Origin of the sequence: Pseudomonas sp. WS 5146 (assembly GCF_012985495.1) — a bacterium.
Classification (GTDB): domain Bacteria; phylum Pseudomonadota; class Gammaproteobacteria; order Pseudomonadales; family Pseudomonadaceae; genus Aquipseudomonas; species Aquipseudomonas edaphica.
The window spans coordinates 105,575-118,793 of the sequence record NZ_JAAQWL010000015.1; the positions used below are offsets into that span (position 1 = coordinate 105,575).

The window sequence follows — 13,219 nt, forward strand, 5'->3', positions numbered from 1 at the left end:
TTAAGCGGCAAGTGGCAAGCTTCAAGCGGCAAGTAAGAGCTGGCTTGCCTCTAACTTGCAGCTTGCCGCTTGCCGCTTGCCGCTTGCACCTTGTAGCTTGCAGCAGCGCAACATAAGGTGCTCACAACCTCCCCTGTTGTGAGCACCTATGGCCTTCCTCGCCCGCACCCACCCTCGCCTCTCATCCGCTGCCGTGCTTGGCCTTGCCGTGGGCATCCTGGCGCCGGCCGATACGCTGATCAGCAAAATCCTGATTGGCTGGAACGCCGGGGTCTGGACCTACCTGGCGCTGATGCTGTGGCTGACCAGCCGTTCACGTGCCGATGACGTAAAACGCATCGCCGAGATCGAGGATGAAAACGCCGGGCTGGTGCTGTTCATGGTGTGCATTGCCGCGATAGCCAGCCTGGCTACCATCACAGTCAACCTGGTAGGCAGCAAAGACCTGGACAGCACGGCGCGCCTGCTGCACTACGGTTTTACCGGCATGACGGTGATTGGTTCATGGTTGCTGACCGGAGTGATTTTCAGCGTGCATTACGCCCGCCTGTTCTACACCTGGGAAGGCGACGAGCCCGCACTGCGCTTTGCCGAAGGGCTGCGTAACCCCAATTACTGGGACTTCCTGTACTTCTCGTTCACCATCGGCGTGGCGGTGCAAACCGCGGATGTGGGGGTTGCTACACGCGCAATGCGCAAAGTCGTTTTGGGCCAGTCGTTGATTGGGTTTCTGTTCAATACGGCGATTCTGGGCTTCTCGATCAATATTGCGGCCGGGCTGTTCAGTTGAACCCTGATGGTATGGCGGCAATCCTGATCTAACCGAAAAAGGCTATTGAAAAGCGCTTTTGCGTTCAAAAAAAAAGCCCTGATCTTTCGATCAGGGCTTTATAGGGCGCCGGTTTATTTAGAACGCATAACGCAGGCCAACATTGACAGCGGCTTTTTGCTTGATTTTGTCACTGGTGCTGGTCTCCAGGTCGACATGCGCCTGCAGGTCCTGGGTAAACGACACCGCCACACCGGCACCGTACTTGGTGCGCGAGCCCGACAAATCATTGTTGAAGGTCTGGTTGTTGACCGTGACCTTATTGTTGTTGGCAAACTCGTGGACCATTGCCGCACGCAGGTAAGGCTTGATCAGCGTGCCATCATCGAGTTGGAACTCATGACCAACGGTCGCACCGGCCTCGGCGGTCCTTGAGCGGGTGCGCTCACCGTCCACTTGCAAACCGTTTTTCAGGCTGTACGTGCCACCCTGGACCACAATGGTCGACAGTCGGCCGTAAGGTTCAACAAAGGAACTCTCACCGAACTTGATATGACGGCCGAGTTCAGCCGATACACCACCGCCTACGTTGTTGTAGCCACCCTTGGTCGACGTGTTGTCACTGAGTGTTGCCTTGGCCTGGTTCTGGAACCGGTTGGCTTTGGCCACGGCATCAAAATAGAAACCGCTTTCTTCGTCCATCCAGGTGGCATAGGTACCCAGGAAGTAGCTCTTGACGGTACCGGCAGCGCCGCGAGCCGGGTTTACGTCAGAGTTACTGTGGCCGCCAAATACACCCACCTTCCATTGGCTGTCGCCCAGCGGCGTATCAGCACCGATGGAAAAACCTCGCAGGTTCTGCGAGTAGCCGGTGCCCGAACTCTGGGACACATCATATTGACTGCCGATACCACGGACCCAAAGACCGGTGCTTTTCGAGTAACGCAACTCACCCATACGTTGGCGCAATGAGCCCTCTTCGGCGGTCATGATGGTCACCGGGGTGTTGAACAATGCCGTCACCACGCGGGCACTGCGGCTGATCACACGGGTTTGCGTGTCCAGAAACCAGTCATTGCCTTCCTGTTTCAGGTTATAGGCATAGGCACCCATGTCGACCGGGCCGCCCTCCAGGGAGAACGCCGCGTCACCGCCGCCGGTGTGCACAACCTGGGTTTTGACCAGTTCGCTGCCGCTGGCTGCGAGTGCCAGGCTGTGGTTGCCCGTGGCTTCGCCGGTGACATTGATAAAGTCGGTTTTGCCTTGGTCGAAATCGGTGCCCATGACAAAGGTGCCGTTACCCGAAAGCGTCTGAAGGTTCAGTTGGTAAAACTCATTCGCCGCGCCCATGGTCACCGTACCACCGGCCATGTTCAGTGCGCCCACCTGGCTGTCACCGGTCATGTTCCAGTTGGAAGCATTGCCTACGCTCAGGGTGGAGACGTTCTGCAACTGGCCCGTCAGCTCGGCGTTGTTTTGCAGGTTCAAATGCACGGTGCTGGTGGCATCGGCGATTACATTACCGGCCAGGTTTCGGCTGTTATCCACATTCATCGTTGCCGTGGCACCGCCAGACACCGACAGTAGATTGCCATTACCGCCTTTCAACGTAGAACCGTTGAGTACATCGATAGACACCACTGGCACTCGATTTGGCGTGCCCCTGACCGAGATGGCCGAACCGCTGCGACCCTCAACCACGGACTGGTCCAAAACCAGTTTGCCATCCGTCAGGTCCCCCCGATTACGGGTGAACGACACGCCATGACCATTGCCGATGATAGTACTTTGCGTGGCAGTCGCCGTGGCACCTGCGAGGGAGAGCCCAAAGGCCCCTACTCCCGTGCCCTGCACCAGCGAGTTTTGTTTAAAGTGTAACTGACTGCCGGTGAATGCTTCCGCACCGCCGATAGCGCCACTGATCGTAGAGTTGCTGACCTCAGCGGACGAGCCGCTCGACGTGCCTACAAAACCAAACGCCTGCAACCCTACGCCGCTGGTATTGGTGAGGGTACTGTTATTAATAACCGCCTTACTGCTGTCCAGCCGCACGGCGCCGTATAGGGAATCGCTCGAAGTAACACGTGCAGCGTCCATGTTTACTGTGGAGCCCTGCACAGCATGTACACTATTCGCCATACTGCCGCTGTTCATGTTCAACGTGGAATTTGAAAGGTTGATCGTGGTGGCTGTTGCACGGTTCATCGTCAACGCTGATTGGCCCGACAATTGCCAATCCGTTGTTTGCTCAGTTGCGTCAATGGTTCTTTGCTCACCGCTACCTATCACAACCGCCTGAGCTTGCCCCTGCATCGCGGCAAACAAACAGAATGTAATGGTGGGGACTTTCATCATTGCACTCAAGGGTTTGAGTTCGAACGTGTTCAGTGCCGACATGGTCAATCACTCTTTTGGTAAGGCCTACAAAAGCGGTTCGGCTCACTTCCTGAAAGTGACGCCTTACCTGTGCGGCACGTAGAGTAAGTATTAAACACTCACTCTTATGTAGGATTAATCTGCAACCTATTGGTAAGTAGGCAGCACTTTGGGTCATCTAATCGGTAGGGCACTGTCAGGGAAACCCCCTCTCAGGTTGAGAGGGGAACCCTGCAGCGTATCAATGACGCCTCTAAGGGACGATGATTGCTCCCACGTTATCGCACCGTGTGTAACTCAACGTCGTACGTACGTTAACGCCCGCGGTACCACGCCCCAGCGTGCCGTTGTTCAGCGGCACGGTGTAAGTCGCCTCCGCACGCCCTACTTGGGCATGTTCAAGGAAACCCGCGTAGGGAACCCGGAAGATATGGCCGTTATCTCTAATGGTAGGGGTAACGAGTACGTTGAAACTTTGCGTTTGGTCAAAAAGCCGAGGTGTGCCCGTGCGAGGTCTGAACGCCTCCAGTACCAAGGTCAGTAGCTGACCAACCTCCATTCTCGGGTCACCGTCCACAGCTACCCTGCCTTCCCAGTTTGTCGGCGCCGGTGCTACTAGCGCTTGGCAGGCCCATTGACCATACGGCCCCGTCGTCGCACCGATATATCTGGCCGCCGGCAGGGGTGTAGTTACCGCATCCCGCACTTCAACCTCTCTAGGTAACGCGCGATTGAGGTTAGTGGCAGACGTTGGCGTTGCCGTTGGTGATACGACATAGCTGATGTTATGTCTGCCATTGCCCAGTTTTTGAAAGACACTCCAGTCGATGTCCCAGGTGACAAAGTCTCCAGGTATCTCATTGCTTATTTCCTTAGCGGGCGCGATGAACGTACCGTCAGGGTTGACAAGGATAAGAAACATGCCTGGCGCCGGCAGTTCAGCAGGGTCAGAGGTTCGCCATAACTCGACCGTAACGGTGACCGGCTTGCCAGCCTGTGCAAACTCCATTATGTTCGCTGCCGCCGCGCCGGTCCCACGGAACGATGCTGGAATCAGTCGGGTATTGATACTGCCTGGTATTCCAGGATTGCTCGGCCCCGTCACACTAAAGTCCACTCTGAACGGCGTGGTCGGGCCAGGGACAGTGTCACCATTTTTGCGTATTTCATAGGCGATACCGACCGATTTCGGACCTTTTGCATTGGCATAGTCCGCTACAGCCAGGGGGCTCAGAAAGGCCTGATCCAACGTGATTGGAACCGAGAGAACGCGAGACCATGGGCTCCAAGCTCCATTGTTGTATCGAACCCGATACTCGTCCTTGGTAGTGTCAACGTTCGTATAGGTCGGTATTTCGCCCGTTGGGCCTGATTTCAAGTCTTCAATAGTGACCAAGTCATCAACGAGGTCTGGCGCCTGGTGAATGATAATCGGCTGTAAATTTTCGGGTGCCGGATCCAGCGCGATCGTGAAGGTAATCGAAGGCGCAGAGACCAAACTTGCATTGCCCTGCGAGTCCCTGATTTGGTAAGTAAAGAAGCACGGCCCCCCTTGCGTAATCTCATTGGCGAGCACTGTCAGCATGTTGCCGGTTTGGGCCATGGGCCGGGGTGGAGTCTGCCGGGCTACTTCTGTGGCTGTCACGGGGGTGCCGTGGTTATAGAAATAGGTCAGCGTATCTCCTGGCTTCCAAGCCCCGAGGCCCGTCGTTACGTTGTCAGGAATAGAGAATGGCAAATTGAACTGCGTCAGTTGTGCCAGACTAATAACCTGGCCCGGCGGAAAGGCCCCCGTGTATTGCGGCGCAGGTGGCTGAACCCTTAAATAGGGTGGATCCAAGTCTATTTTATACGTCGAAATGGGTGAGGACTGGCCGAGAGAACCAGGCCTGTCTACGGAGTCTGGAATAGTTGGATCCGCCCCCTCATTCTGGTGCAAGTCAAAACGTACTTGAAAATCACCCGACTGCTGCACTCCCGAGCTCGTAACGACAGGAATACTCGCCGAAAATTTGTCACCTGGGGCGTTGATTACAAATTGCACTTGAGCCACTAACGTCCATGAGTCAGGCAAGTCATTAATGACGTCTCTTCGATAGACTAGAGCCCAGTCACCCGCGTCTGAACCTTTGCCGGAAGTGATGATCAACACCACAGGTTTGTTCCCGTCAGCCGCTGAAATATACCCTGTTACAGGGTCTACTCCTTGGATTTCGGGAGCAACTGCTCCAGGGCTGGGATCTGCCTTTACCGTAATTTTTTTACCGATCATGTCCTATTCTCCATCCGCAATTATATTTTTACCGAATAAAACCAAACGACCAGGGACCTCTGGATACTGAAGCCCCCTCACGCCACTTACCTCACTGCCACCTACACTTCGATCTTCATGAATGGGTTTATGCAACGCTAGGCCGGCCCACAATACTTCCCAGTCGGATATTTAAGGTCAACTTGTACATACCCGACTTTCGATACGCCTATTAATCCGTGGTTTCGAAAAACACTATATTTTGCAGAGGCGCCGGCATAGTCCCTCAGCGGTTTGATTATGTTTTGATAATCTGTAATTTCAAAAGTATGGGACACTTGATTGACGCCCCACGTATGACTCAGGATAAGGGCTGTCGACGCTATCGGGTTGCGATCCGGGTAATTAGCGTACCCCTGGAACGACAGCGTACATACATCCCCTGGGGCTATACCGACTCCGGGCGTCACCTGCATCTGAAATACCTCCCAGGGAAGCGGGATTGGTTTGCCGTCGGGGCCAAAGCCAGGTGTGCAACTAATAATTTTATTAGGATGATTTATATTTTGAGGGAACGTGGGCTTTGGAAAACTTATAGGCGGCGTGATGGTTACGACAACACTTTGATTACCCGATCGTTGCTCGTTAACGCCGTTAGTGCTCACGTAATACACGGGGGCAGTCGTATTACCACCGCCCTGTATGATCGACCAGCTAATGCGATTATCAAAAACGATAAGGGCGCCAGCGGTGTCACCCAACTTGACGGTATAGGTTGCCACCGGCGCTGCCTGCCCCGGCCAGTACAGCAACAGCATGTCACCGACTTGCGGGTTACCGGACAGGCGCGCTTCCACTCTGACAGCGTCGATACTGTCGCGACTGTCCAGTTTATTGGCTGTATTGGACACCGCGCCATAGAGATTGGCCAAGTCCAACAGTGGGTTAAGTAACGCTGGCGCCTGATTGTGATCGCGGCCGAATACCGTGAAATCCATATTGAGCAATTTCAGCGGAGACAGCGTCCCAGGGCCCACCGTGTCGGAAGCACGTCTAATGTAATAGCGAAACGGCACCTTGTCCTTTCGTTGCAGGTCGGAGCCGTTGGCAATCAGCTGCTGCCAGGTCAAGGTTCCGGTAAACGGAAATGAAGTGACAGGTATCGGCGGAAGTTTAACACCCGCCAATTCAGGGATACAGAGATCCCCAGGTATAAAATTGGTGTAGCTGCTGATGCCAAACGAGACGATATTACGCGCATCGTCACGTTTGATGAGTTGATCAAAATCAAACGCAGGCACCGTAGGCACGGGCAAATTGCCGGGCAGTGGCGTTAGGCTCAGCAATACACTTCCGGGCGTGGAAAGTTGACTGATGTTACCCGCCTCATCCTTGACCCGGTACACCGCAAACAATTTTTGCGCACCTGAAAACTTGCGAAATTCCGACACCAGCACCTTTAGAATAATTGCACCTGTAGTAGCAACTATTTTTTCAACGTGAATCGGTAAGCCCGTCGGATCTGAATTGCTGTCCATAAACCACAGGAAGATTTCGTCAAGCGTGGCGCGAACCTTATAATCGCCCGGCACCACGACATCCAGTGTCAAATTATTATCCAGATCAGGATTAGTAATAACTGCACTTGAAAACACCGGCGCCTTAAGCACCTCGCCTTTACCCGGCGCACTGCGGTCGATAATAATCCTGACTGGGGGCGAGAAATTGGCCACCGGTGCGTCGGGCTGGTCAATGTGTATGCGATAAGAAAGATTGAAGACACCGTCATTCATCAGCAAACCGCTAGGAATATACGCCGGCAGTGGAAAGTCGCCGGGAAACAACTCTCCCACGACCGGTATCGGTTCAACGTAAACAGGCAGCGCTAACCCGACGACATGCCAAACAAACACAATATAATCAGTGCTCCCCGGCTTGGTCAGTTCAATCCATGGGCCGGGTATCCATACGAGAAGATCATCATCCAATAAGCGTTTTGGAATCACACCACTTGCCAATCGTCCCTCAACGATTGGCAAGGGGGCTTGAGGCACGGCGGTCACAACTGTGCCGTCGGGCAAACCTGTGGCGCTATTGGTTTGAACATTGCTATTAGTTGGGGGGGGGCTCATATCATTCTCCGTAACAGCAACATTGCGCCGGTCACTGGTTTTTATTGAAGGCTGTGACGTTGATTGAATACCCGTTGGTAACTTCCCGATACTGTCAGAACTAACAGGTCTTACCGCCATTCGTCGGTTGCACGCGCGAATGAGCGCTTGCCGCGCGCTGAATGACACTTGACGTTGTTTCGTGAATGAGGTCTCCTGAAACCGGTTTCAGAACGTCACCACCTCCAATAAGAAAGGCCTGCCACCGTGACTCCTTTTTCCGCCGCCCAGCGCAGCCGCGTGACCATGCTCGACGTCGCCGAACGCGCCGGCGTGTCCAAAGCCAGCGTGTCGCGCTTTATCGGCGAGGACCGCGCCCTGCTCTCCGACGCCATTGCCTTGCGCATCGAACAGGCGATCAGCGAACTCGGCTACCGCCCCAACCAGATGGCACGCGGGTTGAAACGCGGCCGCACACGCCTGATCGGCATGCTGGTGGCCGATATCCGCAACCCCTACTCCATTGCCGTAATGCACGGCGTCGAAACCGCCTGCCGCCAGCATGGCTACAGCCTGGTGGTGTGCAACACCGACCGCGATGACGAGCAAGAGCGCCAGCACCTGGCGGCGCTGCGTTCGTACAACATCGAAGGGTTGATCGTGAACACCCTCGGCCACCACCTTGACCAACTGCTGGAGTTGCAGCGCGAAATGCCCCTGGTGCTGGTGGACCGCAAGGTCGAGCCATTGCACAGCGATATGGTCGGCCTGGATAACCCGGCGGCGGTGCGTGTTGCAGTGGAGCACCTCGCACAGCAGGGTTATCGCGACCTGTTGCTGGTGAGCGAAAAGGCCGATGGCACCAGTTCACGTCTGGAGCGTCAGGCGAGTTTCAATGCCGAGATTGCGGCACGCCCAGGGTTGACCGGCGCCGTGCTGGAACTCGATGGCACGCTGGAAAACGGCCTGCACAGCTTTCTTGCCAAGCCAGGTCCCAAGGCGTTGTTCTGCGCCAATGGTGTGGCTGCGCTGGCCTGCACCCACGCACTCAAAACGCTGGGCTGCACGCTGTTTGATGATGTTGGCCTGATCGCCCTGGATGACCTCGACTGGTACCCGCTGGTGGGCAACGGCATCACCGCCCTCGCCCAACCCACCGACGCGATTGGCGCCAGCGCCTTTGACTGCCTGCTTAAACGCTTGCGCGGCGATGACGCACCACCGCGTACCCTGGATTTTTTGCCCGAACTGATCGTCCGTGGCTCCACCCAATCCCTTGTGGGAGCTGGCTTGCCTGCGATGGCGGTCTGTCAGACGAAGCCGTAGTCGACTGACCCACCGCCATCGCAGGCAAGCCAGCTCCCACATTGGTTTTTCGTATAAAAATGAAACCGGTTTCAGAGGTACATAACAATGCATAAATACCCCGTCTCCATCAGCCTTTCCAGCTACGGCGCCGATCTGGTACGCCAGCAGGGCCAATTAGGGTTTGTCGAACTGTTGGTGGCTGCCGGCGCCCAGCGCATCGAGTGGCGCGAAGAACTGCTGACCACCGAACAACCCACCGACCTCGCCCAGGCCGCTGCCGAAAACGGCCTGGAATCGGTGTTCTCGTCGCCTCTGGAGCTTTGGGTCGCCGGGCGCGCCCAGCCCAACGCTGAACTCAGTGCAACCCTGGACCGCGCCCAAGCCTTTGGCTCGCGCTGGCTGAAGGTTTCCCTCGGTTATTTCACCGACACCAACGACCTGCAAAGCCTGCACGCCCTGCTCAACCGCCACCCGGTCAAACTCCTGGTGGAGAACGACCAGACCCTGCACGGTGGGCGCATCGAGCCAATGCAACGCTTCTTCACTGAGGTGGAACGCCTGGGCTTGCCGGTGAAAATGACCTTCGACATCGGCAACTGGCAGTGGCAGGACCAATCCGCGCTCACTGCCGCGCGGCTGTTGGGCCGCCATGTGGATTACCTGCACTGCAAGGCCGTGGCGCGTCGCCAGGACGGCAAGCTGGTGGCCTTGCCGCCCGGCGCCACCGACCTGCATCTGTGGGAACAACTGCTCAAACATATGACTCAAGGTATTACCCGGGCCGTGGAATTCCCGTTGCAAGGCGATGACCTGGTTGCAGTCACCGCACAGCAGGTCGCCGCCCTCGCCCTCCTTGGCCAACCCCGCGCGGAGAATGCCCATGTCTGAGATCGATATCCTTTCGTTTGGTGAAACCATGGCGATGTTTGTCGCCGAACAGACCGGCGACCTGGCCCAGGTGGCGCAGTTTCACAAGCGCATTGCCGGGGCCGACAGCAATGTCGCCATCGGCCTGTCGCGCCTGGGTTTCAATGTGACGTGGCTAAGCCGTGTCGGCGACGATTCCCTGGGGCGCTTTGTGGTCGACACGCTGAAGAACGAAGGCCTGGATTGTCGGCATGTGGCGGTCGACCCGCTGCACCCGACCGGCCTTCAATTCAAGTCCCGCGAAGAAGCCGGCGCCGACCCGCAGGTGGAGTACTTCCGTAAAGGCTCGGCGGCCAGCCACTTGTCGATTGCCGCGATCAGCCCCGCCTTGCTGCAAGCGCGCCACCTGCATGCCACCGGCATCCCGCCCGCCTTGTCCGCGGCCACCCGCGAGCTGTCCGTGGAACTGATGACGCAGATGCGCAAAGCCGGGCGCAGCGTGTCGTTCGACCCGAACCTGCGCCCGTCGTTATGGGCCAGCCAAGCGCAGATGGTCCGCGAAATCAACGCCCTCGCCGCCCTGGCCGATTGGGTGTTGCCGGGCCTGGGCGAAGGCCGCCTGCTCACCGGCTTTGACGACCCGGCCGACATCGCCGCGTTCTACCTCGACCAGGGCGCCGAAGCCGTGGCAATCAAGCTGGGCGCGGACGGCGCCTACTACCGCACCCACATGGACCAAGGCTTTATTGCCGCCGTGCCGGTGGAAACCGTCGTGGATACCGTGGGTGCCGGTGATGGTTTTGCCGTCGGCATGATCAGCGCCCTGCTCGAAAACCTGAGCTTCCCCGAGGCAGTACAGCGCGGCAACTGGATCGGCAGCCGCGCCGTGCAAAGCCGGGGTGATATGGAAGGTTTGCCCACCCGCTCTGAATTACCCAGCCGATCTGTTGCATGACCCACTCCCTGTTGCCACAACTACAACAAGCTCAGGAGCAACCCCATGGAAACTGTGAAACTCGCCACCCGTCGCTGGTGGTACATCATGCCTATCGTGTTCATCACCTACAGCCTGGCGTATCTGGATCGGGCCAACTACGGCTTCGCCGCGGCCTCCGGCATGGCCGAAGACCTGATGATCACCCCCGGCATGTCGTCGTTGCTGGGCGCGCTGTTTTTTCTTGGCTACTTTTTCTTCCAGGTGCCAGGTGCGATCTACGCGCAAAAACGCAGCGTTAAAAAGCTGATTTTCGTCAGCCTGATTCTGTGGGGCAGCCTGGCCACACTGACCGGCGTGGTGTCCAACGCCTATATGCTGATCGCCATTCGCTTCATGCTCGGCGTGGTCGAAGCGGCGGTGATGCCGGCGATGCTGGTATACCTGTGCCACTGGTTTACCCGAGCCGAACGCTCACGGGCCAACACCTTCCTGATCCTCGGCAACCCGGTCACCATGATGTGGATGTCGGTGGTCTCGGGCTATCTGGTGCAGCACTTCAGCTGGCGCTGGATGTTTATCATCGAAGGCCTGCCGGCTGTGATCTGGGCGTTTATCTGGTGGAAGCTGGCGGATGAAAAACCCGCCGACGCCAAGTGGCTGAGCGAGCAGCATAAACAAGACCTGCAAAGCGCCCTGACCGCCGAACAGGTCGGGATCAAGGCGGTGAAGAACTACGCCGAAGCCTTTCGTTCGCCCAAGGTGATCATCCTGGCGCTGCAGTTTTTTTGCTGGAGCATCGGCGTGTATGGCTTCGTGTTGTGGCTGCCGTCGATCCTCAAGGCCGGTTTGCAGATGGACATGGTCGAAGCCGGTTGGCTCTCGGCGCTGCCCTACCTGGCAGCGGTGATCGGCATGCTGGCGGTGTCGTGGGGCTCGGACAAGCTGCAAAAACGTAAACGTTTTGTGTGGCCGCCGCTGCTGATCGCGTCTATTGCGTTCTACGCGTCCTACGCACTCGGCGCTGAGCACTTCTGGTGGTCCTACACCCTGCTGGTCATCGCCGGGGCCTGCATGTATGCGCCCTATGGTCCGTTCTTTGCCATCGTCCCGGAAATCCTCCCGGCCAACGTCGCTGGCGGCGCCATGGCGCTGATCAACAGCATGGGCGCGCTCGGTTCGTTCGGCGGTTCGTACCTGGTCGGTTACCTCAATAGCAGCACCGGCTCACCCGGCGCCTCGTACTTGCTGATGAGCGGTGCGCTGATGTTTGCCGTGGTGCTGACGATTTTCCTCAAGCCCGGCGCCAGTGATCGCGTGCCGGTGCCAACCCTGGAGTTGAAGGTAAAAACCTCATGAAAAAGTCTGTCGTTTTGTACAAAAAACTTTCCGCGCCATTGATGGCCCGCCTGCACGAACACGTCGACGTGACCCTGATTGACGCCCTCGACGAACCCGGCCTCGCCCGGCTGCGTGACGCCTTGCCTGGTGCCCATGGTTTGTTGGGTGCCAGCCTGCGCCTGGATGCCAGGCTGCTCGACCTGGCGCCCAAGCTCGAAGCGGTGGCCAGTGTGTCGGTGGGCGTCGACAACTACGACATCGACTACCTGACCCAACGCGGCATCCTGCTCAGCAATACGCCGGATGTGCTTACCGAAACCACGGCGGATACCGGCTTCGCGCTGATCCTGGCCACCGCTCGCCGGGTGGTCGAGCTGGCCGATATGGTGCGTGCCGGGCAGTGGAGCAAGAACATCGGCCCGGCGCATTTTGGCACCGATGTGCATGGCAAGACCCTGGGCATTATCGGCATGGGGCGCATCGGCGAAGCCCTGGCTCAGCGTGGGCATTTCGGTTTTGGTATGCCGGTGATTTACCACAGTCATTCGCCAAAACCGCGGGTAGAGGAGCGCTTTGGGGCGCAGTTTCGTAGCTTGCCGGAGTTGTTGCAGCAGGCTGACTTTGTGTGCCTGACCTTGCCACTCACGGCTGAAACCGAAAAGCTGATTGGCGCGCGTGAGTTTGCGTTGATGGGGCCGGAGACGATTTTTATCAATATCTCGCGTGGCAAGGTGGTGGATGAGGCGGCGCTGGTTGAGGCGCTGCAACAACGCACGATTCGGGCGGCGGGGTTGGATGTGTTTGAGCGCGAGCCCTTGAGTCATGACTCGCCGTTGTTGCGCTTGAACAATGTGGTGGCCACGCCGCATATCGGTTCGGCGACCCACGAGACGCGGGAGGCGATGGCCGCTTGCGCGGTGGAAAATTTGCTGTCGGCGCTGGCTGGGGAGCGGCCGGACAATCTGGTTAATCCGAGTGTGTATGCTTGAGCTTGCGGTGGGTCCGTTGGCGGGTTCGGTGACTGGCGTCGCTGCTGTGTACATATCCGTTGCTGCGGTAACGGCCACTTAGGGTTCCGCCCTTACGGCGGCTCACTTTTGGAAAGACCCAAAAGTAAGCAAAAGGTCTTCGCCCCAACACTCGGTGCCTCGCTGTGGCTCGGCATGCCCGCAATCCGCCAGTGATTTGGGGGGCCGCCGCGATGGGCCATCCTTGGCCCAGCGCGGCTAAACCGGCATCCCTGCCGGTTTACCCCCCGAATC

At 57.4% G+C, this 13,219-nt stretch carries 10 protein-coding genes; 7 read left to right on the forward strand and 3 right to left on the reverse strand.

The genetic code is table 11. The features are described from left to right. Positions 1-148 precede the first annotated feature (148 nt). Positions 149-790, forward strand: a complete 642-nt coding sequence (locus HBO41_RS27720; RefSeq protein ID WP_017135030.1) for a DUF1345 domain-containing protein — start codon at positions 149-151, stop codon at positions 788-790. Between the two features lie 117 nt (positions 791-907). On the opposite strand, the gene HBO41_RS27725 is transcribed toward HBO41_RS27720, so the two are convergent. After that, positions 908-2,866 carry an autotransporter outer membrane beta-barrel domain-containing protein gene (locus HBO41_RS27725; protein WP_262380547.1) on the reverse strand — a complete coding sequence of 653 codons (1,959 nt, stop codon included), beginning with the start codon at positions 2,864-2,866 and terminating at the stop codon, positions 908-910. Positions 2,867-3,107: 241 nt separating this feature from the next. Between HBO41_RS27725 and HBO41_RS27730 the strand changes: the two genes are divergently transcribed. Next, complete coding sequence (locus tag HBO41_RS27730; protein WP_158235122.1) at positions 3,108-3,248, forward strand: hypothetical protein; 141 nt, start codon at positions 3,108-3,110, stop codon at positions 3,246-3,248. Positions 3,249-3,398: 150 nt separating this feature from the next. Here the strand turns inward: HBO41_RS27730 and HBO41_RS27735 are convergent, their stop codons facing one another. Continuing rightward, positions 3,399-5,417 carry a hypothetical protein gene (locus HBO41_RS27735; protein ID WP_169988531.1) on the reverse strand — a complete coding sequence of 673 codons (2,019 nt, stop codon included), beginning with the start codon at positions 5,415-5,417 and terminating at the stop codon, positions 3,399-3,401. A 137-nt stretch (positions 5,418-5,554) separates the two neighbouring features. Beyond that, a complete protein-coding gene (locus HBO41_RS27740) occupies positions 5,555-7,528 on the reverse strand; it encodes a hypothetical protein (protein ID WP_169988533.1) in 1,974 nt (657 codons plus the stop codon). A gap of 246 nt (positions 7,529-7,774) precedes the next feature. Here HBO41_RS27740 and HBO41_RS27745 point away from each other — a divergent pair, with 246 nt between their 5' ends. The 5 genes from HBO41_RS27745 (at position 7,775) to HBO41_RS27765 (ending at position 12,946) form a co-directional block, all read left to right on the forward strand. Further along, positions 7,775-8,833: a LacI family DNA-binding transcriptional regulator gene (locus tag HBO41_RS27745; protein WP_169988535.1), complete on the forward strand. Its 1,059-nt coding sequence runs from the start codon at positions 7,775-7,777 to the stop codon at positions 8,831-8,833. Positions 8,834-8,920: 87 nt separating this feature from the next. Continuing rightward, the gene (locus HBO41_RS27750; protein WP_169988537.1) at positions 8,921-9,703 is read left to right on the forward strand and encodes a sugar phosphate isomerase/epimerase; all 783 of its coding nucleotides are present in this window, start codon (positions 8,921-8,923) and stop codon (positions 9,701-9,703) included. Continuing rightward, on the forward strand, positions 9,696-10,637 hold the full coding sequence (locus tag HBO41_RS27755) for a sugar kinase (RefSeq protein ID WP_169988539.1): 942 nt from the start codon (positions 9,696-9,698) through the stop codon (positions 10,635-10,637). The genes HBO41_RS27750 and HBO41_RS27755 overlap by 8 nt, the downstream gene beginning before the upstream one ends. A 45-nt stretch (positions 10,638-10,682) precedes the next feature. Next, positions 10,683-11,975 (forward strand): MFS transporter, encoded by a 1,293-nt coding sequence (locus tag HBO41_RS27760; protein ID WP_169988541.1) that lies wholly within the window; start codon positions 10,683-10,685, stop codon positions 11,973-11,975. Then, positions 11,972-12,946, forward strand: coding sequence for an NAD(P)-dependent oxidoreductase (locus HBO41_RS27765; RefSeq protein WP_138454030.1), 975 nt, complete (start codon positions 11,972-11,974; stop codon positions 12,944-12,946). Before HBO41_RS27760 ends, HBO41_RS27765 begins: the two co-directional genes overlap by 4 nt. Positions 12,947-13,219: the final 273 nt, after the last annotated feature.

Coding starts and splice junctions, on each gene's coding strand:
- HBO41_RS27765 (WP_138454030.1), top strand. CDS start 11,972: ATGAAAAAGTCTGTCGTTTTGTACAAAAAACTTTCCGCGCCATTGATG.
- HBO41_RS27755 (WP_169988539.1), top strand. CDS start 9,696: ATGTCTGAGATCGATATCCTTTCGTTTGGTGAAACCATGGCGATGTTT.
- HBO41_RS27750 (WP_169988537.1), top strand. CDS start 8,921: ATGCATAAATACCCCGTCTCCATCAGCCTTTCCAGCTACGGCGCCGAT.
- HBO41_RS27760 (WP_169988541.1), top strand. CDS start 10,683: ATGGAAACTGTGAAACTCGCCACCCGTCGCTGGTGGTACATCATGCCT.
- HBO41_RS27740 (WP_169988533.1), bottom strand. CDS start 7,528: ATGAGCCCCCCCCCAACTAATAGCAATGTTCAAACCAATAGCGCCACA.
- HBO41_RS27725 (WP_262380547.1), bottom strand. CDS start 2,866: ATGGACGCTGCACGTGTTACTTCGAGCGATTCCCTATACGGCGCCGTG.
- HBO41_RS27720 (WP_017135030.1), top strand. CDS start 149: ATGGCCTTCCTCGCCCGCACCCACCCTCGCCTCTCATCCGCTGCCGTG.
- HBO41_RS27735 (WP_169988531.1), bottom strand. CDS start 5,417: ATGATCGGTAAAAAAATTACGGTAAAGGCAGATCCCAGCCCTGGAGCA.